Source organism: Halorientalis marina, from assembly GCF_023028345.1.
Classification (GTDB): Archaea; Halobacteriota; Halobacteria; order Halobacteriales; family Haloarculaceae; genus Halorientalis; species Halorientalis marina.
Genome location: NZ_CP095487.1, coordinates 2,245,323 through 2,264,606 on the forward strand (window position 1 = coordinate 2,245,323; position 19,284 = coordinate 2,264,606).

20 protein-coding genes are annotated in these 19,284 nt (G+C 66.3%); 13 read left to right on the top strand and 7 right to left on the bottom strand.

Annotation, left to right across the window (positions count from 1 at the left end; translation table 11 throughout):
* Nucleotides 1-21 precede the first annotated feature (21 nt).
* The 7 genes from MUG96_RS11405 to MUG96_RS11435 all read left to right on the top strand — a co-directional run bounded on the left by MUG96_RS11405 (nt 22) and on the right by MUG96_RS11435 (nt 9,217).
* The gene (locus tag MUG96_RS11405; RefSeq protein ID WP_246982807.1) at nt 22-162 is read left to right on the top strand and encodes a hypothetical protein; all 141 of its coding nucleotides are present in this window, start codon (nt 22-24) and stop codon (nt 160-162) included.
* A 411-nt stretch (nt 163-573) separates the two neighbouring features.
* Entirely contained in the window at nt 574-1,926 is a 1,353-nt protein-coding gene (locus tag MUG96_RS11410; protein ID WP_246982809.1) for an APC family permease, read from the top strand.
* Between the two features lie 193 nt (nt 1,927-2,119).
* Nucleotides 2,120-4,129 carry an SLC13 family permease gene (locus MUG96_RS11415; RefSeq protein WP_246982811.1) on the top strand — a complete coding sequence of 670 codons (2,010 nt, stop codon included), beginning with the start codon at nt 2,120-2,122 and terminating at the stop codon, nt 4,127-4,129.
* 45 nt (nt 4,130-4,174) lie between these two features.
* The gene (locus tag MUG96_RS11420) at nt 4,175-4,504 is read left to right on the top strand and encodes a hypothetical protein (RefSeq protein ID WP_246982814.1); all 330 of its coding nucleotides are present in this window, start codon (nt 4,175-4,177) and stop codon (nt 4,502-4,504) included.
* Between the two features lie 415 nt (nt 4,505-4,919).
* Nucleotides 4,920-7,406 carry a bacterio-opsin activator domain-containing protein gene (locus tag MUG96_RS11425; protein ID WP_246982816.1) on the top strand — a complete coding sequence of 829 codons (2,487 nt, stop codon included), beginning with the start codon at nt 4,920-4,922 and terminating at the stop codon, nt 7,404-7,406.
* 93 nt (nt 7,407-7,499) lie between these two features.
* On the top strand, nt 7,500-7,853 hold the full coding sequence (locus MUG96_RS11430) for a HalOD1 output domain-containing protein (RefSeq protein WP_246982817.1): 354 nt from the start codon (nt 7,500-7,502) through the stop codon (nt 7,851-7,853).
* A gap of 386 nt (nt 7,854-8,239) precedes the next feature.
* Entirely contained in the window at nt 8,240-9,217 is a 978-nt protein-coding gene (locus MUG96_RS11435) for a hypothetical protein (protein WP_246982818.1), read from the top strand.
* 22 nt (nt 9,218-9,239) lie between these two features.
* Here the strand turns inward: MUG96_RS11435 and MUG96_RS11440 are convergent, their stop codons facing one another.
* On the bottom strand, nt 9,240-9,638 hold the full coding sequence (locus MUG96_RS11440; RefSeq protein ID WP_246982819.1) for a winged helix-turn-helix transcriptional regulator: 399 nt from the start codon (nt 9,636-9,638) through the stop codon (nt 9,240-9,242).
* Nucleotides 9,639-9,788: 150 nt separating this feature from the next.
* On the opposite strand from MUG96_RS11440, the gene MUG96_RS11445 reads away from it, so the two are divergent.
* Nucleotides 9,789-10,694, top strand: coding sequence for a J domain-containing protein (locus MUG96_RS11445; protein WP_246982820.1), 906 nt, complete (start codon nt 9,789-9,791; stop codon nt 10,692-10,694).
* A gap of 8 nt (nt 10,695-10,702) precedes the next feature.
* Here the strand turns inward: MUG96_RS11445 and MUG96_RS11450 are convergent, their stop codons facing one another.
* A complete protein-coding gene (locus MUG96_RS11450; RefSeq protein WP_246982821.1) occupies nt 10,703-10,903 on the bottom strand; it encodes a hypothetical protein in 201 nt (66 codons plus the stop codon).
* A 153-nt stretch (nt 10,904-11,056) separates the two neighbouring features.
* Here MUG96_RS11450 and MUG96_RS11455 point away from each other — a divergent pair, with 153 nt between their 5' ends.
* The 4 genes from MUG96_RS11455 to MUG96_RS11470 all read left to right on the top strand — a co-directional run bounded on the left by MUG96_RS11455 (nt 11,057) and on the right by MUG96_RS11470 (nt 14,965).
* Entirely contained in the window at nt 11,057-11,905 is an 849-nt protein-coding gene (locus MUG96_RS11455; protein ID WP_246982822.1) for an alpha/beta hydrolase, read from the top strand.
* Between the two features lie 80 nt (nt 11,906-11,985).
* Nucleotides 11,986-13,263, top strand: coding sequence for a histidinol dehydrogenase (gene hisD / locus MUG96_RS11460; protein ID WP_246982823.1), 1,278 nt, complete (start codon nt 11,986-11,988; stop codon nt 13,261-13,263).
* Nucleotides 13,264-13,377: 114 nt separating this feature from the next.
* Complete coding sequence (locus tag MUG96_RS11465; RefSeq protein WP_246982824.1) at nt 13,378-13,737, top strand: HesB/IscA family protein; 360 nt, start codon at nt 13,378-13,380, stop codon at nt 13,735-13,737.
* Nucleotides 13,738-13,960: 223 nt separating this feature from the next.
* Entirely contained in the window at nt 13,961-14,965 is a 1,005-nt protein-coding gene (locus tag MUG96_RS11470) for a DUF4870 domain-containing protein (protein ID WP_246982826.1), read from the top strand.
* Nucleotides 14,966-15,026: 61 nt separating this feature from the next.
* Here MUG96_RS11470 and MUG96_RS11475 read toward each other — a convergent pair whose 3' ends face one another.
* Genes MUG96_RS11475 through MUG96_RS11490 form a run of 4 tightly spaced genes read right to left on the bottom strand, consistent with a single transcriptional unit; the run spans nt 15,027 to nt 17,605 of the window.
* The gene (locus MUG96_RS11475; RefSeq protein WP_246982828.1) at nt 15,027-15,227 is read right to left on the bottom strand and encodes a dodecin; all 201 of its coding nucleotides are present in this window, start codon (nt 15,225-15,227) and stop codon (nt 15,027-15,029) included.
* Nucleotides 15,228-15,281: 54 nt separating this feature from the next.
* The gene (locus MUG96_RS11480; RefSeq protein ID WP_246982830.1) at nt 15,282-15,947 is read right to left on the bottom strand and encodes a DUF2238 domain-containing protein; all 666 of its coding nucleotides are present in this window, start codon (nt 15,945-15,947) and stop codon (nt 15,282-15,284) included.
* The gene (locus MUG96_RS11485) at nt 15,944-16,543 is read right to left on the bottom strand and encodes a hypothetical protein (RefSeq protein ID WP_246982832.1); all 600 of its coding nucleotides are present in this window, start codon (nt 16,541-16,543) and stop codon (nt 15,944-15,946) included. Before MUG96_RS11485 ends, MUG96_RS11480 begins: the two co-directional genes overlap by 4 nt.
* A gap of 45 nt (nt 16,544-16,588) precedes the next feature.
* Entirely contained in the window at nt 16,589-17,605 is a 1,017-nt protein-coding gene (locus MUG96_RS11490) for a metal-dependent hydrolase (protein ID WP_246982833.1), read from the bottom strand.
* A 114-nt stretch (nt 17,606-17,719) separates the two neighbouring features.
* On the opposite strand from MUG96_RS11490, the gene MUG96_RS11495 reads away from it, so the two are divergent.
* A complete protein-coding gene (locus tag MUG96_RS11495; protein WP_246982835.1) occupies nt 17,720-18,904 on the top strand; it encodes a pyridoxal-phosphate-dependent aminotransferase family protein in 1,185 nt (394 codons plus the stop codon).
* Nucleotides 18,905-18,916: 12 nt separating this feature from the next.
* Here MUG96_RS11495 and MUG96_RS11500 read toward each other — a convergent pair whose 3' ends face one another.
* Nucleotides 18,917-19,228, bottom strand: coding sequence for a DUF7116 family protein (locus MUG96_RS11500; RefSeq protein ID WP_246982837.1), 312 nt, complete (start codon nt 19,226-19,228; stop codon nt 18,917-18,919).
* Between the last annotated feature and the right edge of the window lie 56 nt (nt 19,229-19,284).

Sequence of the window (19,284 nt, forward strand, 5' to 3'; positions counted from 1 at the left end):
CAGCGGAGCAAAATAACAGATATGGCGACGGAAGGAGACGCGAGCGACGGAACGCCGCTCGACGAGATAATGGCGGACATCCGAAGTGAACTGGTCCGCCGAGCAGCAGAGGCAGATCGCGACGAACACCGCGAAATCTTCGACGCGCTCGAAGATGAGTGAGTTAGCGACCGATCACGCGATTTTACCGTTCCATTACCGCTACTAGTAGATCTTCGCCCGATAGTGTTCCGGGTGTCCATTTCACGTATTCCACCACCCACATTTACAGAGACGTCACAGTACTTCAGCCACTGCCCATCGTCGAACGAGAATCTTCCGTATCGACGCCTCCTTGTCGCCGGGTTTGGGACCTGATCGATGACGACGAACCCGGGACGAGGGTTGCCGGGAGTACTCGAATCCACCAGGTCGGAACTGCATGCTGCATACGAAGCGGAATGCACAAGTCGAAGCATATTGCTGTATGTTGATGCAGAACGCCATGTGCAGTACCACTGACTGCTTCACAAGCTTTCCGCTAGTACGCTCGTTACGAGCCAACTGTCCGTCTCGAGCGGGGTCGTGACCGCTATGAAATCACTCCGCTCTCTCCTGACTCGCAGCCGTCCCGGGAAACTCGGCCTCGCCGAGGTCGTCGCGATGGGTGTGGGCGGAATGGTTTCCGGTGGGATTTACGCCGTCCTCGGCGTCGCAATGCAGCAAGCCGGTAATGCAGTCCCATTGTCGTATCTCGTTGCGGGAATCATCACCCTCCTTACCGCCTATTCCTATCTCGAACTCACGCTGCACTTCGGCGAACACGGTGGCGTCTTTTCCTTCGTCGAGCACATCGTCGCCAGTCCGACCGTCGCCGCATACGTCGGATGGGTTCTCGTCGTCGGATACGTGGGTGTGATTGCGATGTACGCGTTCGCATTCGGTGCGTACACGCTTACTGCCGCGCGAGCCATCGCAGGGATCGCACTCCCGCAACTCCTGCGACCGCTTATCTCGACCGTGGTCGTCGCTGCGTTCGTCGGTCTCAACCTCCGGGGCGTCCACGAGACCGGCCTGTTCGAAGATATCGCAGTGTACATCAAGATCGTCGTCTTGCTGTCGCTCGCGACCCTCGGAGTGGTTTTTTACGATGGGAGTGTGACAGCACTCGACTTCTTCAGCAAAGGCGTCGTCAGCCCCATCGCCGGATTCGCCATCATCTTCGTCTCCTACGAGGGGTTTCAACTCCTCGTCTATGACTACGAAGACATCGAGAACGTGGAACGGGTGTTACCAATCGGGATGTACGTCGCCATCGCGATTGCGATTCTGATCTACGTCTCGGTGTCGTTCATGGCAACGCTCCATCTCACGCCGGAGCAACTGCTCGCCCATCAGGAGGTCGCACTCGCCGAGGCCGTCTCCAACATCCCCGCTCTCGGCGGTGCTGGATTCGTTCTCGTCATCCTTTCGGCAATGAAAAGTACCTCGTCGGGAATCAACGCGACCCTGTTCGGTACCTCGCGGCTCGTCCACAAGATCGCGACAGAAGGTGCACTCCCGCGCGTGTTCTCGTTCCGGAACCGGGACGGAATCCCCGTCTACTCGTTGCTGATTATCGGTAGTCTGACGGCAGCATTCGCAGCCCTTGGCACGCTCAAACAGATTACCGAGTTCGGATCAGTGGCGTTTCTGATCTCGTTTGCTGTCACGAATTACACGAACATCGTGCTCGCCGACGAGACGGGGTCGAACCGCTTCATTCCGCTGCTCGGTCTGGTCGGCACCGGAGTTGCACTTCCGGTCGTTCTCTATCACCTCTATCGGACCGACGTGGAGATCCTGCTCTGGATCGTGGGAATCTTCGCGGTAGTCTTTCTCATCGAGTACCTCTACGTCGAACGGAGTTCGTTTACCCCCGACGTAGACAGTGGGGAGACAGGGTGATCCAGACGACGACATGTCAAAATTCGATTCGATCTCGTCCGGCATACACCCACCCGTACGTCCCTCCCGAACGAGGTTCTCACGCGGTCGTGTTCCGGGTTGACAGCTCATACCAGCGGGGGTGACTGTCCGTGCTCGGCATAGCATAAATCCTATGTGATCAGTCGAACAACCGCCGGAGAAGGGTGAGCAGATGAGTCCTCCGTCCGGTCATTTGTTGTGGGGTGACGGGGTCCCGCTCCAGCAACTGCCCGTCGAACTGCCGGTCTCGTTCGACGTGGTCGTTGTCCTCGTCATCGTCGCCGCCGTCTTCGTCCTCTTCTTCACCCAGCCGGTCCCGATCGACGCCACCGCAGTCGCGCTCGTCGTTGTCCTCGCAATTCTGGGGGAGTGGACCGGCGTGTCACCGGCGGAGGCCGTTTCGGGGTTCTCGAATCCGGCGACGCTCACGGTGCTGGCGATGTTCGTGTTGAGCGAGGGCGTCCGACGGACCGGCGTTATCCAGATACTCACGCGGAAACTGGTCGCCTTCGCCGGGGACAACGAGTTCCGACAACTGCTCGCGACGGTCACGCTCTCCGGGCCGACGGCCGGGGTCGTCAGCAACGTCTCCATCGTAGCAGTGTTGATACCGGCGGTAATGAACCTCGCTCGAAAAACGAAGCGGTCGCCCTCGAAACTCCTGATTCCGCTGTCCTTCGCGTCGATGCTCGGCGGCATGCTCACCGTCATCGGGACGATAACGAATCTCCTCGCGAGCGAGGTGTGGGTCCAGGTGGGCGGTCCCGACGCGCAACCGTTCTCGCTGCTCGAGTTCACCCAACTGGGCGCCGTCGTCTTGCTCGTGGGAATCGTGTACCTCCTCACCGTCGGCCGATACCTCACCCCGGCACGGATACAGCCGGCGGAGTCCCCCACCGACTCGTTCGGCATGGCCGATTACCTCACCGACGTGGTCGTCATGGAAGACTCGCCGCTCGTCGGGTCCCGGGTCACCGAACTGCACGACCGGGACCTCGACGTCGACGTCTTCCAGATCGTCCGTGGCAACCGGACGCTGACACGGGGACTCGGCTCGGAACGGATTCAGTCCGGCGACGTCCTCTCCGTCAGAGCCGACCAGGAGACTCTCCAGGAAGTCCTCGAGCAGGAGCACCTCCAACTCCTCCCGGAGGTCATGGAATCGGCGGCGGAGGACGAAGAGCCCCTCCCGCCCGGCTTCTCGCCGCAGCGTCACGACTGGGGGGGTATCGACGCCGAGTCCAGTGGCACGTCCGCCGCGGACGAGACGGCCAGCGAAAGTACGGAGACGGACGGCGACGAGACTAACGAGGAGGAGGGCGAGGACGAGAAGATCGAACTCACCGAAGTCGTGCTGTTGCCCGGGCCCTGGTCGAGTCGGCGCAGCGGTGTCACGGACTTCGAGCGCGACTACGACGTGACGGTCCTGGCGATCCGGCGCGGCGACGAGGTAATCCGCCAGCGCCTCCGGGAGGTCCGGTTGCAAGCCGGCGACGTCATCCTGGTCCAGGCGGCCGACCAGGTGCTCGATCACATCGCACGGGACGCGAACGTCGCCGTCTCCACTGACGATCGGTGGGAGGACTTCGACCGGTCGAAGATTCCCGTCGCACTCGGAATCCTCGCCGGCGTCCTCGGCCTCGCGGCATTCGAGGTTTTCACGCTCGTAATAAGTGCGCTGACGGGGGTCGCAGCGATGTTCTTTACCGGCATCCTCACACCGGAGGAAGCGTACGGTGCGATCGACTGGGAAGTGATCTTCATGGTGGCGGGCGTCATTCCGCTCGGCATCGCGGTCGAGGCATCCGGCACGTCGGACGTCATCGCCGACCTCGTCGTTTCCGCGGGCGTCCTCCTCCCCGTCATCGTGGTCCTCGGACTGTTCTACCTGGGGACCGCGGTGATCACCGAGATGATCAGCAACTCCGCGAGCGTCGTGTTGATGTTGCCAATCGGGGTCGAGGTCGCCGGCCAACTCGGTGCCAACCCGTTCGCGTTCGCGATGGCCGTGACCTTCGCCGCCAGCACGCCCCTTTTGACCCCCGTCGGCTACCAGACGAACCTGATGGTCTACGGACCGGGCGGGTACAAGTTCACTGATTTCGCACGCGTCGGTGCACCCCTCCAATTGATCCTGACTGGCGTCACGACGCTCGGCATCGTGTTCTTCTGGGGTCTATGATTCCCCGCCACCGGACTTACGTGGCTGGAGAGACGGAGGCCACGTATGGTTCTTGACTCCGGAGTCAAGACCCCGGACTCACTACAGGGCAGTCTGACCACGGCGATCGAGCGGGCACTTACCCTCGAGACGTGGGTGTCGAGTTCCCGCGAGCACGTCGCCACAGAGTCGTTCATCCGTCGCCACACGCAGTTCGAATCGGTGGCCGAGTTCTGTGCAGCCAGCCCGTCCAGCGATGACAGTATCGGGGGCGTCCAGCGACTCTCGGCGGACGAGCGCGATACGTTCGTGGCGCGGGCGACCGACTTCGAGACGTGGTCGGACATGAAACAGACCGCAGCGGTCGAAGAACTCGTCACACTCCAGAACGTCTGATCATCCCCGGCCCGGGAGTGCGGCGAGCGCGTGGAAGAGAGCGAAGCTGATCACACCACCGCCGACCATCGACGCGACCCACGTCCCGACCGTATGGCCCGTCTTCGTAGTGGACACCCCGTCAGCGTTCGACGACCTGCCGCCGAGTCCGGCCCCGTCGATACTGGAAATCATCATCTCGTTGGAGGAGATTGGATAGCCGCTCGGGAGGCAGAATCCGGCGGGAGGGTGACCGTAGTATAGCGGTGCGTTAGCCGCGATTCTCACAGTCACCGAGTCCGCTGGGAAGTCCGCGCCCGGCGGTGTTCCGAGTGGCCGCGCTACTGGCGAACAGCTCTGTGGCCGCCGTGGTTCACAATCGACCGGCAAACATCTCGAAAGTACGCTTTTCAGTTGGATGTGGGAACGGGAACACATGGATCGCGTCGCCGACGGGGAACCACCAGCGGGTGGTGGGGACGGTACCGATGGGTCGTCGGAAGAGACCGGACCGAACGACGGCGCTAAGGACAGTGCATTGCGGGAGACGTTTGCCGACTTCGCGCGCGGGGTCCCGACACCGGTCGTCGTCTTCGACGCGGACGGGCGGATAGTCCGCGCGAACGAGGCAGTCGAAACGCGCTTCGAGTACGGTTCGGCGGTGTGCGGACAGTTGGTCGAACGGATCTGGCCGACGGTACGCGTTGACGAGCTACAGGACCTGGCCGACGTCGGCGGTATCGGGTCCGACTCGGACCACGGGGTCTGGATGGATCGCGATGGAAACAGTCTGACGTTCGATGTGGACACCGTGACGGTCGACGGACGGACCGCCTACGCCGCAGTCATCCACGACGTAACGGGTCACGTGGCGGCCGAGCGCCGACGTGAGCAGTTCGAGCGCATCGTCCAGACCATCGACGACGGCGTGTACGTCCTCGACGACACGTTCGACATCACGATGGTCAACGACGCGGTGGAGGCGATGACTGGCTACGACCGCGAGGAACTGGTCGGCGCCAACGCGAGCAAACTCGCGAGCGAGGAGACGCTCCGGAAGGCCGCGGCAGTGAGCGACAGCCTGATCGAGAGCGACAGCAGCGCGGCGACCATCACGACCGAAATCGAGCGGGCGGACGGGACCGTGCTGCCCATCGAGACACGGTTCTCCGTCTACCAGTTCGCCGACGGGAGCTGGGGACAGGTCGGCGTCCTGCGTGACATCTCGAACCGCGTCCGCTACCAGGAGACGCTGACGGCACTGCACGACTCGACGCGGGAACTGCTCCACGTCGAATCCAGGGACGCCGTCGCGGAGCAAATCGTCGAGACGGCGCGGGACGTGCTCGACGTGTCGATGGCCGCGATGTACCTCTACGACGCCGAGTCGAACCGATTGCGGCCGGCAGCGACGGCTAATGTAGGCGACACTACCACGGACCACTCGCCGGTGGCGCCCGACGACGGCCCGCTCTGGACCGCGTTCGGCGACGGCGAACGACTGACCGACCGGAGCGGCGAGCCCATCGAGCTGACGCCGCGGACGACCGTTCCGGCGACGAACGCGACGTTCATCCCGCTCGACGAGTACGGCGTATTCGTCGTCGCGATGACCGACGAAGACTGGGCGGGCGCCGGGACCGCCGAGCTCGTCGATCTGCTCGTGGCGAGCGCCGAATCGGGCCTCAAGCGTGTCGCCCGCGAGGAGCAACTCCGGGTCCGCGACCGCGAGCGTCGGGAGCGAAACGAGCGATTGCGACAGCTCAAACGGACGAACGAGATCATCCGGCGCATCGACGGCGCCATGGTCGATGCCGACTCCCGGACCGAAATCGAAGCCGCGGTCTGTGAGGAACTGGTCGAATCCGGCGCTTTCGCCGCGGCCTGGGTCGGGCGCGTCGAGGACGGCGACCTCACGCCGTACGCCTGGGCCGGCGACGCGACCGGGTACCTCGACGACATGGACCTGTCGTTATCGACCGGTGACGAACCACCGAGCGTCCGGTCGGCACGCTCCGGGGAGGTGGTGACGGTCTCCTCGGTGGCGACGGACCTCCGCAACGAGACGTGGCGGATGGCGGCCGTCAGGCGCGGATTCGGGTCGGTCATCAGCGTCCCGCTGCCCGCCGAGGAAGGTCTCTACGGCGTGTTGACGGTGTTTGGGACGGACCCGTCGACGTTCGACGAGTCGATGCAGTCGGTGTTCGCCGAACTCGGCGAGACCATCGGCAACGCCTTCCGGGCCGTCGAGACGCGGGAGTGGCTCGCCGCCGACAGCGTCATCGACGTGGGACTGGAAGTGACCGCTCCCGACGACCCGCTCTCGCGGCTCGCAGCGGGGACGAACGCGAACCTGACGGTCGAGGGGACGGTCACGCGGGGTGACGAACGGTGGGCCTTCGTGAGGGGCGACGGCGACGACCCGGCTGTGGAGTCGGTCGCGGACGGCATCACGGGCATCGAGTCCGTCCGCTCGCTCGGCGACGTGGGCGTCGACCTGTTCGAGGTGGTTCTGACGGCGCCGACGGTCGCCGGGACGGTCGTCGACTGCGGTGGGCGCCTGACCGCGCTCACGGTTACCGGCTCGACTGCCACCCTGGAGGCGGAACTGCCGACGACCGCGAGCGTCCGCGAGTTCGTCGACGCGCTCGCCCGTGCTCACGGGGACGCCGAGCTTCGGAGTCGCCGAACTCGAACGGACCCCACTCACGGGACCGACGGGCTCCGGGCGGCGCTCGCCGACCGGCTCACGGAGCGACAGCGCGACGTGCTCCGGGCGGCGTATTTCAGCGGCTACTTCGAGTGGCCGCGCACCACGACCGGGCAGGAGGTGGCCGACTCCTTCGACGTGTCACAGCCGACCGTCAATCGACACCTCCGGGTGGCGCTCCGGAAGCACCTCCAATTGCTCTACGGCGACTGATTATATGTATAAGCTCCGCTGGTCAGGAGGGGTATAGGTATAGCGATGAGTCCTATGGGAGGGGCCGGACAAGCAACGACGAGGTCAACAGGGATGGTCAAAGCACCAGAAACGTACGACGTGGAAGTTGGCGAGACAGTGAGCGAGGCGGTCGTCAGGGCCGTCGCGAACGAACAGGGCGTCGATCCGGTCACGATGGACGCGTGTCTCTACGACGTGATCGACCCACACGCCCTCGACACGGTCTTTGCGGACCGCGACACGACCGACGGTGAACGCCGGGTCTCGTTCACCTTCGACGGCTATCGAGTCGCCGTCGACGAGTCCCGGACCGTCTTCGTCACCGAACAGGAAACCACGGAGGGTGCCTCCCCACCGACGGGGCCGAACCCCGCCGTTCTCCGCGGGTCAGGATCTCCCTGGCGGCTCGTCGTCGGCGACTTCTGAATCACCCACGACCCCGAATCGACGCTCTTAGTATACCCTTCCTACTGCCGGCGCAAACCCGGTAATCACATTCATACGTGCAGCCCAGTGCTTCGTGCGGCCAGTGAGAGATCGGACCCGACCTGGTACACACGACGATACCAAAGTGAAAGATAGTGTTAGGAGTCACAGCTATCGTGGTTCCACCTCGAAATAACCGTTTTATCGGTAGGTACTTCATTCCGGAATGCGGTCGTGACGCGTCGCCCGCGTTCGCGGCCCGGTTCGGCCGTAGTCGTGTCCTACCCGGCACGATGCGGCCGCCTGCCGGGAACGCGGCCGGATGACTGGTCGCGGACGACGAGAAGGGGTCACCCCCGACGGGTCGCCGACCGACGAACCCAACCATGTCGATTGAAGAAGCCACGACGCACGGAGACGAGACGACGTACGCGGACGAGATCAGAGCGACGGAACTCCCGCCGACGGTGAAGACGCTCATCGACGAGTACGACCGCCTGCTGGGACATCGTGACCGGTTTCTCTGGAAGTGGATTTACTCGCTGTTCCCGTCGTTCAGGCTCTCGTCCGTCGCGCCGGAACACACCGCCCGGGTCAGGACGCAGAAGACGTTGTTGACGATGTACGTGACGGTTCTCGACGACGTAGTCGAACACGACGGTGACCGGGAGACCTTCGAGGCGGCACAGCGACTCCGGCGCGGCGGGCACGACGACCCGGCCGCTGCGGATGGCCCGGCAGTCGACAGCGACACGCTCGCGTTCGTCGACCGGCTGTGGCGGCAGTTCAGTGACGGCATCGCGGACGCGCCGCGGACCGACGACTTCCGTGACGTGTTCGAGTACGACCTCGAACAGACGATGAACGCCATCGCTTACAGCGCGGTCGTCAACGAGAACCCGCGGGTCGCGAACCTGACTGGGGCACGACGCTACGGCGCGCACAACATGGTAATGTTCCCTTACGCGGACGTAGACCTGATGTACTCGCCATCGTTCGCGAGCGCTGACTTCGGTCGCGTCCGCGATCTCCTGTGGGACCTCCAGGAGATGGCCCGCATCGGGAACTGGCTCACGACGTGGGAACGCGAGATCGGCGAGGGCGACTACACTGCTGGAATCGTCGTCTTCGCGGTAGAGGAGGGAATCGTCACGCCCGCCGAACTGGAATCGGCCGACGATGAGGAGGTCGTCGAACGGATCAAGGCCCACGACGTGGAACAACGGTTCCGGAAGCGGTGGCAGTCACAGTACCGTGCCCTCGAAGAGCGGGAGTTCGACGCCGAGACCGTGGACCTGGACCGCCTCGTCGACGGCATGGAGACCGTCTTCGAGTACCACCTCGCCAGTCGGGGGCTGAAGTGACAGCCCCACTGGCGGTCGACGCTCACAGGTCGTGTGCGACCGCCCACGCGTAGAGGTGGTCGAAGACGGGAAAGAGGTCGTCCGCGGCGTCCGTGGGCCGGTACTCCACCCGGGGCGGGTTCTCGTCGTAGGCCTCGCGGTCGAGCAGGCCGGCGTCGGTCAGATCGGAGAGGCGCGCCGAGAGGGTGTTCGGCGCGATGTCGAGTGCGTCCTCGATTTCGCCGAAGCGGAGCGACCCCTCGGCCGCCGCGAAGGTCCGGAGCACCGCCATCGCGTGAGCCGTTCCGAGCAGTTCGAGCAAGTCGGTCAGCGTCCCCTCGGCGCGGTCACGCTGCTCACGGTCGAGCGACGCCCGCAGCGTTCGTGCCCGTTCACGGGCCACCCCCGAGCGTAACTCGGGAGTCTCCGGTGGCTCGCCCATACTACCAGTAGCGTGTGACGGACCAAAACAACTCCGCTCGGCGCCCTGACAGGTTCGGCTCCCGTCGCTGCCCGTGCCCGGTTCGGGCGGCTGACCCGGCTACAACACTTAAACACCAGCGGCCACAACCACGACGTGGTATAGACCCGCATGGGAGAGACGTTCTACAGCGTTCTCGGGGTGTCTCCGGACGCCGACACGGCGACGATCAGGGCGGCGTACCGGGAGAAGGTGAAGACTCACCACCCGGACGTGAGCGACGAGAGCGACGCCGCGGAGCGGTTCCAGCGGATCACGGAGGCGCGTGACGTGCTCGTCGACGACGGCGACCGGAAGCGGTACGACCGCATGGGTCACGACGCCTACGTGCGACGCCACCTCGATAGCACGGCGTGGTCGGCGCCGGATACGAACGCGGGACGAACCCGCAGGGGGGACGGCACGGACCGCCGGAACCGCTCCGGCCGGTCCGGGCGGGCGAACGGCGGCGGCGAGTCGACGGGAGCCGAGCGACGTCGGTCGGGACGCGGAACGCGGGACCGCTCCGGGTCCGGCTCGAACGCCGACCGCTCGGGCGACGGTACCACTCGCGAAACGGGGGATCGGACACGGAACGCGACAGGCGACCGACGGTCGGATCCGCGCTCGGCGGCGAGCGACGCGTCGACCGGACACGGCACGGGAGACAGGGCGGCGTGGATGGGCGAGGACGGCTGGTCCACGTCGGGCGACGCGACGGCGACGGCTTCGGGCAGCAGCCGTGGGACACGCGCGGAAGACTGGCAGAAACAGCACGCGGCGTCGAACGTGTACAGCCCGACGGGACGCGACGCCGGGGTCGGGCGCAACGGCGAGTCGAGCCGGTTCGCCCGGTTGGCGAAAGGGGTCGGCCCCTGGATCGTCTTCCACTTCGTCTTTCTCGTCAGTGCGTTCGTGACGGTCTACCTGCTTCTCAGTTCGTGGCCGACGGTGCCCGCGATGTTCGGCTCCCTGCTGCTTCTCGGGGTCGCGATCTTCTTCTCGGTGCTACACATGGTCTCGCGGATATACTCGTAGCCGAGCGGTCACTCCGCCTCGGCGCGCCGGGCCGCCCGCCTGGCTTCCGAGAGGGACAGGTCGGCCGTCTCGCTCCAGTCGACCTCGTTGTACTCCGTGCAGTACCGGCACTGGTCGCTGAAGGTGTCCGAGGCGGCCGTGACGTTGCGGGACCCACACTGGCTACAGTGCCAGACCTTCGTCGCGGCCATGTCGAACCCGGGTACCATAACGGCACTCGGCCGGCAACGGACAAAATCCCCCGGCAGACACCCGTCTGACGGCAATGGACAGTGTCGAGGGGGAAACCGGATGCCAATTTCCCGTTGTTTCCACAATTATTAACACGAAGGAAACTGGTGAGACCGTCGGGGGGACTCGCGATGCCAACGAGACGAACCTTTCTCAAGACGACAGCAGCGTGTACAGCACTTCCGTTCGCGACTGGCGCGGCGTCGGCGGCACCCGGCTCGTACTCGGGTGTCGTCGTCACGCGCGGGCACTTCGGGCTCCAGACGTTCGGCGACCCGGAGCTGATAGACGGGAACACACGGACGAACTACGACACCACGGGGGAGATTCCCGGCCTGACGGACGACTCGTCGCCGGACGAACTCGTGGTGTTCGTTCACGGCTTCCAGCGGACGCCCGCGGAGGCTCGCCGTGACTTCAGTGACGTGACGGCGGCGCTCCGGGCGAACGGCTACGAGCAGCCCGTCGTGGGCTTCTCCTGGGACTCCGACTGGGGCGAAGACCAGTGGGACGACGCCCGGACCATCGCGGACCGCAACGCCGACAAACTCGGTACCTTCATCCGCGACTACACGGACGCGAGCCCGGACACGGACGTCCGGCTCGTGGGGTACTGCCTCGCCGCGAAGACGCTCGCGGAGACACTGGAGTTCTTCTACGACCGTGGCTACGACACCACCGTCACGTCGACCGCGCCGCTGGGGGGTGCCATCGACGACGACGAGGTCGCCACGGACGGGGAGTACGGCAGCCCCATCGCAGAGCACACCGGGACCTTCCGGAACTACTACTGGCCGGACGACGACGACTTCGAGTGGGACTATCGGTGGGCCGAGTTCGACACGCCCGTCGGGACCGCGGGCTGTGAGGGGACCGCGCCGGGGAACTACGAGGACATCGAGGTTTCGCCGGACAACCACGACTCCTACTACCGGCCCGACACCGGCGTGATGCCGACGGTCGTCGAGCAGTGGGGTTGACGGGGTGACGGCGATGGGGAGCCACGACTGGGGAGCCCGGAACCGACACCCGTTTTTTCCTCGCCCGCGAACCAGCGGGCATGAACTGTTCCGTCCGCGAGATCGGTGACCTCCCGCCGGACGAGCGCGCCGCCGTGTTCGACCGGGACGCCGATATCGAGGAGATACGCGAGGACGTTCGCGAGATCGTCGGCCGCGTCCGCGAGGAGGGCGACGTGGCCGTCCGCGAGTTCACGAGCGAGTTCGACGACGTAGCGGTGGGGAACCTCGACGTGACAGACGCCGCCGCGGACGCCGTCGAGGAGCTCGACGACGACGTGCGCGAGGCAATCGAGACGGCAGCCGACAACGTCAGAGCCTTCCACGAGCGGAGCGCCCCGGCGGACTGGCGCGAGGACTTCGAGGGGCGCGAACTCGGCCGCCGGTACCGCCCCGTCGAACGCGCCGGCGTCTACGTCCCCGGCGGGACCGCCGCGTACCCCTCCAGCGCGCTGATGGGCGTCATCCCCGCCAAGGTCGCCGGCGTGGAACACGTCGCGGTCGCGACGCCGCCGGCCGACGAAATCAATCCCGTCACGCTCGCGGCCGTCCACATCGCAGGGGCCGACGCCGTCTACCAGGTCGGGGGCGCCCAGGCCATCGGCGCGCTCGCCCACGGGACCGAAACCGTCGACCGCGTGCAGACGGTCGTCGGTCCCGGCAACCGCTGGGTCACCGCCGCCAAGGCCGAGGTCCGCGGCGAGGTCGAGATCGACTTCCTCGCCGGCCCCAGCGAGATCGCGGTCCTCGCCGACGAGACAGCGGACCCGGAACTCGTTGCCGCCGACCTGGTTGCCCAGGCCGAACACGATACGCAGGCGTCGGTCGTGGCGGTGACGGACGACGCCGCTCTCGCGGCGGCGGTCGCCGACGCCGTCGAGCGACAGGCCCCCGAGCGCGAGCGGGCGGACATCATCGAGGGCGCGCTGGAGAACGACGAAAGCGGCGTGTTCCTCGCGCGGTCGATGCCGGAGGCGGTGCTGTTCGTCGAGGAGTACGCCGCCGAACACCTAGCCATCGTCGCGGAGAACGACGAGGAACTGCTCGACCGCATCGACAGCGCGGGCAGTGTCTTCCTCGGCCCGCACTCGCCGGTCGCTGCGGGCGACTACGCCAGCGGTCCGAACCACGTCCTCCCGACCGGCGGCGGCGCGAAGCGGTACGGCGGCCTCTCGGTCGACACTTTCCTCCGGTCGACGACCGTCCAGCGCCTCGATGAAGCGGCACTCGACGACCTCGCGGAGACGATTACGACGCTCGCGGAGGCGGAAGGCCTGGAGGCCCACGCCGAGAGCGTTCGGAAACGGTTCGACGAGTGAGTCCGTGGGGTCGAGAACGAGTCGGCCGGCAGGGCCGTCCGTAACCGTTCGTCGCTAGCAGCGGGGGGTCGGGATGGCAACACTGTTAACAGGACCGGTACCGTGGTGACGTGTATGAGCACTGCGACCGCGGTCGAGAACGACGTCATCAGCGTCACGGAGGGGGCCGCCGACGAGGCGCTTCGGCTCCTGGAGGGCGAGGGCATGGACACTGACGAGGCCGGCCTTCGGCTGTTCGTCCAGCAAGGCGGCTGTGCGGGCCTCTCCTACGGGATGCGCTTCGACTTCGAGCCCGAGGAGGACGACACCGTGTTCGAACACCACGGCCTCCGGGTGTTCGTCGACCCGGCGAGCATGAACTACATCGAGGGGAGTCGCCTCGAGTTCGAGGACGGCCTCCAAGGCGAGGGGTTCCACGTCGAGAACCCCAACGTGGTCTCCGAGTGTGGCTGTGGCGAGTCCTTCCGGACCTGATTCCGGTCCCGCCTCCCCGTCGTCGCGTCCGGAGCGAAGCCGACTTTCCGTCGTCACGATCACCACGCAGCCACAGCTACGTATCTAGGCTCCATATTCATACGATTGCCATCCCTCTGAACGGCAGTGACACGGGTGGCCCGGATCGGTCCGGCCGTGTCCGACCGTCGGCGCGGACGGTGACCGCCGCTGGTCGAGCGAAACCGATCCGTGAGGAGTACACATGACAGACGATCCAACCGACGACACCACCCACGACGGCAGCGAAAACGGCTCCGGCGGCGAGTCGACGGCACAGGACGACTCGGATACCGTGGTGAACTCCGACGGGCAACCGCAGGGCGGACAACCGGGACAAGGTGGGCAGGGCGGACAACCCGGCCAGGGTGGGCAGCCGGGTCAGCCCGGTCGGGGCAGCCAACAGGGACACGGCGGGCAAAGCGGACAGCCCGGACAGGCAGCTCAGGGTGGCGGACAGCGGGCGGCCGGACAGCCCGGCGGACAGCGGGCGGGTGTCCAGCAGGGCGGCGGCGTGTCGGATGTCTCGACGGGGCTCGACTCGAACCTCAGCGGCGCGCTGGCCTACCTCCTCGGGTGGGTGACGGGCATCGTGTTCTACCTGATCGAGGATCGCGACGAGTTCGTTCGCTTCCACGCGATCCAGAGCATCCTGCTCAGTATCGCGTTCGTCGCCGTCTACTTCGCGCTCACGATCTTCTCTATCGTCCTGGGCGCCATCGGACTCGGCCTCCTCGTCGCCCTACTGTGGCCGCTCGTGGGCCTCACGGCGTTCGGCGTCTGGCTATTCTCGATGTACCAGGCGTACAACCACCGGTGGTACGAGTACCCCGTGATAGGAGAGATAGCCCGACAGAAGGCAACCCCGTCCGGTACCGGCGGCCCCGGCCCGGCCGCCGGGGGCGGGCCGCGTGGTCAGCGGAATCAGGCCGGCGGACAGCGTCGACAGCGGAGCCAGCACAGAGGGCAGCAGGCCGGAACAGGCCAACACGGTGGACAGCACGGCCAGGGCGACCAGCGGGGTGCTGGGAGCGGCCACGGCAGTCACCGCGGTGGTCAGCAGGGCGGACACGGTGGTCAGCAGGGCGGACACGGTGGTCAGCAGGGCGGACACGGTGGTCAGCAGGGCGGACACGGTGGTCAGCAGGGCGGACAAGGTGGTCAGCAGGGCGGACAAGGTGGTCAGCAGGGCGGACAGGGCGGGCGGTAGCCGTTACCGTCGGCGTCGGAGACCCGCCCGTTGTCCGGCACGCATAAAAGCCGGGAGTCGCTCAGTCGGCCAGTTCGAAGGCGACCTCCACTTCCGCCTGGTACTCGCGGTTCTCCGCGTTGGCTATCTCGACTCCCATCTCGTCGACCTCGGCCCAGTAGACGTTGTCCAGCGTCGCCTCCGCGCGCTCCAGCGCGTCGTCGACCGCATCGTCGAAGCTCTCCGTGCTCGTTCCGATCAGCGTGATTTTCTTGAATACCATTGCCCGTGGTACTCCATCGCAAGGGAATATAAAACTCCGCCCGCGCTGACGGTTTCAGTCCGCAGTTCGGCGGTTCGTGACGTACTCGCCGATGGCGTCGACGACGTCGGAGAGGTGGGCGGTCCCCCAGATGGCGACGATGACGGCACCGACGGTGTCGAAGATGAGGTCGACCATCGTGTCCTCGAGGCCGTACTGCGTGAGGATGGCCCCCGTGCCGAGGAGCGCGGCGGCTTCGGCGAGGACGAACTCGATGACCTCCCACAGGACCCCGAAGGCGAGGACGAACAGGAGGATGAACACGAACATGAACCGCGGCGGAAGCGAGACGCCCTCCGCGTGTTCGTCGAACGAGCGGGCGGTGGCGTACCCCGCGGCGGCGACGACGGACGACGAGAGGGCGTGCGTCACGTTGTCCCACCACGGAATCGTGCGGTAGAAGTTCGCCTCACTCCCGGGGAGGCCCACCGTCCCGAGGGCGTGGAGGAAGACAGCAGAGGTGATCCACAGTGTCAGCGCAGGGTCCATGGGAACGTCGAAGTCCCGTCTGAGTATCGGCGGGAGCTGTGTGACGAGGAGACCGACACCGGTGTTGACGATGATGCCGGTGCTCCCGCGTTCGATGCCGATAAAGAGGAGGCCGACGAGGACGAGTTCCATCCCGTAGGCGATGCGGCGCTGCCAGGCCGACGAAATCCCCACGTAGTCACGGATTCTCACGGCAGTTCGACCTCCTCGGGGACGCGCAGGTCCGGCTTCGCACGCTGTCGGAAGTAGAAGACGAACACGATCCCCGCGACGACGCCCGCGATAGCCGACGCGACGAACTCCACCATCAGCGCGTGTTCGCTCTCGATGAACCCAGTCGCCAGGTACAGGTCCGCCAGCCAGCGGACGACGGCCCAGACGCCTGCAGTCGCCATCGTCGTGATCACGACGAACAGCACGGCGAAACTGTCGTTCATGTCGACCGGCGTGAACGCGTCGAGGTCGACCGCGACCAGCAGGGCCAGCGCCGCCACCGAGAGGTACGTCGTGATCTGCCCGCCGACCAGCGTCGTCGCGAACAGGTGTGCGAGCGTCGGCAAAGCGGCGAAGAGGACGACCTCCCACGGCGGCATCGCTTCCGGCGTCCCGAGCACGAGTGCCGGATGCACCGCGAGAGCCACCAGCGTCGCCGAGAAGAGCGCCCACAGCAGTTCGCCGCGGACGATGCTCGCGAGACTCACGAGGGCGACCAGGCCGACAAGCAGCCACGACAGAACGGCGTTCGTACGCCGACTCCTGATGATCCGCTCCAACCCCTCACGTTCCATACGCATCAGTTAGCCGGCCAGGGATGAAACGGTGACGGCTCCCTGCTAGAGGAAGATGTACGCGATAGCGTACCCGCCGGCGGCGAGGGTGACGGCTGTGAGCGCAGTCACGACGGTCGTCATCGGGTCGGCGAGGCCGACGAACCGCCCGCCGTCGGCACGGGACGGCGAGCCGCCGTCCCCCAGTAGCGGGCGGCCGAACGCGCCACGGCGGAGTTCGATAACGCCGAGGACGCCGACGGCGAGGATGCTGAACACGAACTGGTACGACGCGTCGACTGTCGGCGCGGGGACCAGGAGCACGGCACTGGCGTAGCCGAGTCCGAGCCCGGCACGCGGCTGGACGTACGCGCGGATCCGACGGTTCGAGAGCGAGAGGTACGCTGCGACGGCCGCCCAGATCGCCGACAGTTCCAGACCGAACGCGGCCAGGAGGTGCAGCGTCCTGTCGGGGTGGACGACCAGCCGCTCGGGGACGAGCGTCACCGCGAACGGGTAGAGCATCGCGGGCGGCTCCCCGGTGAGCAGGTCGCCGAACGGGTGCGTGAGCAGGCCAACGAGTGCCACAGCGGCGACGGTCCGCGGCGTCAGCCACGGGAGGCGTCGGTCGGCGACTGACGTGAGGCCGACGCCGGCGAGACAGAAGACTGAAATCACCGCCCCAGCGAGCGGTCCGGAGGCGACGAACGCAACGACGACGAGGGCGACGAGGGCAGTGCCCGCGACGGCGCCACTGCCGAGTCGCCGGGACGTCGCCCACGTCCGCGTTCGTGCCCCGTGCCAGCAGGCGAACGCGACGGCCGCGAGGGCGCCGACGACGAGGGAGTGTGTGACCGTCCGGTGAACGACCGTACTGGCCTCCCAGAACGCACTCGCGGCCGCGAAGGGGCCGCTGAGGTCGCCGAAGAGGCCGAACACGGCGTAGACGATGTCGATGTCGGGCAGGGTGCCGAACGCGAACGCGAGCGCGCCGACGGCGAGGATACGGTCGCGCGGCCACGCCGCTCGACGAGCCGCGAGGACCACCAGGGCGAACGCGAGCAGTCCGTGACCGACGAACACGCTTCGTGTTGGCGGCCTGGCGATATAAGTCGCTCGCGAGTGGGGCGCTATCGCGTGGCGTATGTGATCTGCTAACTCGAACGACTTTTGAGGGAGGTGCTGGACAGTACCGGTATGAACAGACCGAAGGTTGGAGAGTTACAGCCGCCGGACAGGTTGCTGATGGGGCCGGGCCCGAGCGAAGTCCACCCGCGCGTGCTCCGGTCGATGAGTACGCCGCTGGTCGGCCATCTCGATCCGACCTTCGTCGACCTCATGGACGAGGTACAGGACCTCCTGCGCTACGTCTTTCGCACCGACAACGAGTGGACGATCCCGGTCAGCGGAACCGGCTCAGCGTCGATGGAGGCCGCGGTCGGGAACCTGACTGAGCCGGGCGAGACCGTCCTCGTCCCCGGCAACGGCTACTTCGGCGAACGGATGGCGTCGATGGTCGAGCGCGCCGGCGGGGACCCGGTCTTCGTCGACGCGCCGTGGGGTGAGCCGCTCGACCCCGACGACGTGGCCGCGGCGTTCGCCGAGCACGACCCGGACGTGTTCGGCTTCGTCCACGCGGAGACGAGCACGGGGACGCGACAGCCGAACGTGCCCGAACTGACCGCCATCGCCCACGAGCACGACGCGCTGGTCATCGCGGACTGCGTGACCTCGCTGGGCGGCGTGGAGTTTCGCGTCGACGAGTGGGGCATCGACGCCGCCTACAGCGCGGCCCAGAAGTGTCTCTCCTGTCCGCCGGGGGCGAGCCCGCTCACCCTCTCGGACCGCGCCATGGAGAAGGTGCTCGCCCGCGAGTCGCCGGTCCGGTCGTGGTATCTCGACCTCTCGCAGTTGCAGGACTACTGGGGCGAGAAGCGAGCGTACCACCACACCGCGCCGATCACGAACGTCTACGCCCTGCGGGAGGCACTCAGGCTGGTCGCCGAGGAGGGCATCGAGGCGCGCTGGGAGCGCCACCGCCGGGTCGCGGGCGCGCTCAAGGCCGGCGTCGAGTCGATGGGGCTGGCGCTCAACCCCGAAGAGGACTGGTGGCTCCCGAGCCTCAACGCCGTCCGCCTGCCGGCCGGCGTCGACGACGACGCCGTGATCTCGCACCTGCTCGACGAGCACGGCATCGAGGTCGCGGGCGGGCTGGGCGATCTCGCGGGCGACGTCCTGCGAATCGGCTGTATGGGCCACAGCGCGCAACCGGGCAACGTCCTGACGCTCGTCGCGGCCCTCGGCGACGCGCTCGAGACGGTCGGCGCGGAAGTCGACGCGGACGCGGGGCTGGCGGCGGCCCGTCGACGACTGGCGGAGTGAATCGGCGACTGCTCAGTTCGGCGCTGTCCCTCGTTGGCGGTAACACTCGTACTCGCCGTCCTCGGAGACGCCGAGGACGGCCCACTCGTACTCGGGGTCACGGGTCACCAGCGTGTCGTACACCTCGCCAGCACGGTCGTCCCACGTGACGAAACACTGGAGTTCGCCGTCCGTCTCGCCGGCGGGGTCCTCCCCCACCCGTACGTGGACGACGCGCCACTTCCGTTCGGCTCGTAATTTCGGCCCTTCGTTCGAGACCGAGTACCCGAGGTTGGTAAAAATCGACTCCGCCTGTTCAGCGAGTGGCGTGGTAACAGTCGCCATCTGGTACTGTGTATCACCCCCGCGGTCTTAAGCCTATCTACGTGATAGACAACTAA

Excerpts from the sequence above, each read along its gene's own strand:
- MUG96_RS11405 (WP_246982807.1), top strand. The coding sequence starts at position 22 with ATGGCGACGGAAGGAGACGCGAGCGACGGAACGCCGCTCGACGAGATA.
- MUG96_RS11410 (WP_246982809.1), top strand. The coding sequence starts at position 574 with ATGAAATCACTCCGCTCTCTCCTGACTCGCAGCCGTCCCGGGAAACTC.
- MUG96_RS11415 (WP_246982811.1), top strand. The coding sequence starts at position 2,120 with ATGAGTCCTCCGTCCGGTCATTTGTTGTGGGGTGACGGGGTCCCGCTC.
- MUG96_RS11420 (WP_246982814.1), top strand. The coding sequence starts at position 4,175 with ATGGTTCTTGACTCCGGAGTCAAGACCCCGGACTCACTACAGGGCAGT.
- MUG96_RS11425 (WP_246982816.1), top strand. The coding sequence starts at position 4,920 with ATGGATCGCGTCGCCGACGGGGAACCACCAGCGGGTGGTGGGGACGGT.
- MUG96_RS11430 (WP_246982817.1), top strand. The coding sequence starts at position 7,500 with ATGGTCAAAGCACCAGAAACGTACGACGTGGAAGTTGGCGAGACAGTG.
- MUG96_RS11435 (WP_246982818.1), top strand. The coding sequence starts at position 8,240 with ATGTCGATTGAAGAAGCCACGACGCACGGAGACGAGACGACGTACGCG.
- MUG96_RS11440 (WP_246982819.1), bottom strand. The coding sequence starts at position 9,638 with ATGGGCGAGCCACCGGAGACTCCCGAGTTACGCTCGGGGGTGGCCCGT.
- MUG96_RS11445 (WP_246982820.1), top strand. The coding sequence starts at position 9,789 with ATGGGAGAGACGTTCTACAGCGTTCTCGGGGTGTCTCCGGACGCCGAC.
- MUG96_RS11450 (WP_246982821.1), bottom strand. The coding sequence starts at position 10,903 with ATGGTACCCGGGTTCGACATGGCCGCGACGAAGGTCTGGCACTGTAGC.
- MUG96_RS11455 (WP_246982822.1), top strand. The coding sequence starts at position 11,057 with ATGCCAACGAGACGAACCTTTCTCAAGACGACAGCAGCGTGTACAGCA.
- hisD (WP_246982823.1), top strand. The coding sequence starts at position 11,986 with ATGAACTGTTCCGTCCGCGAGATCGGTGACCTCCCGCCGGACGAGCGC.
- MUG96_RS11465 (WP_246982824.1), top strand. The coding sequence starts at position 13,378 with ATGAGCACTGCGACCGCGGTCGAGAACGACGTCATCAGCGTCACGGAG.
- MUG96_RS11470 (WP_246982826.1), top strand. The coding sequence starts at position 13,961 with ATGACAGACGATCCAACCGACGACACCACCCACGACGGCAGCGAAAAC.
- MUG96_RS11475 (WP_246982828.1), bottom strand. The coding sequence starts at position 15,227 with ATGGTATTCAAGAAAATCACGCTGATCGGAACGAGCACGGAGAGCTTC.
- MUG96_RS11485 (WP_246982832.1), bottom strand. The coding sequence starts at position 16,543 with ATGGAACGTGAGGGGTTGGAGCGGATCATCAGGAGTCGGCGTACGAAC.
- MUG96_RS11495 (WP_246982835.1), top strand. The coding sequence starts at position 17,720 with ATGAACAGACCGAAGGTTGGAGAGTTACAGCCGCCGGACAGGTTGCTG.
- MUG96_RS11500 (WP_246982837.1), bottom strand. The coding sequence starts at position 19,228 with ATGGCGACTGTTACCACGCCACTCGCTGAACAGGCGGAGTCGATTTTT.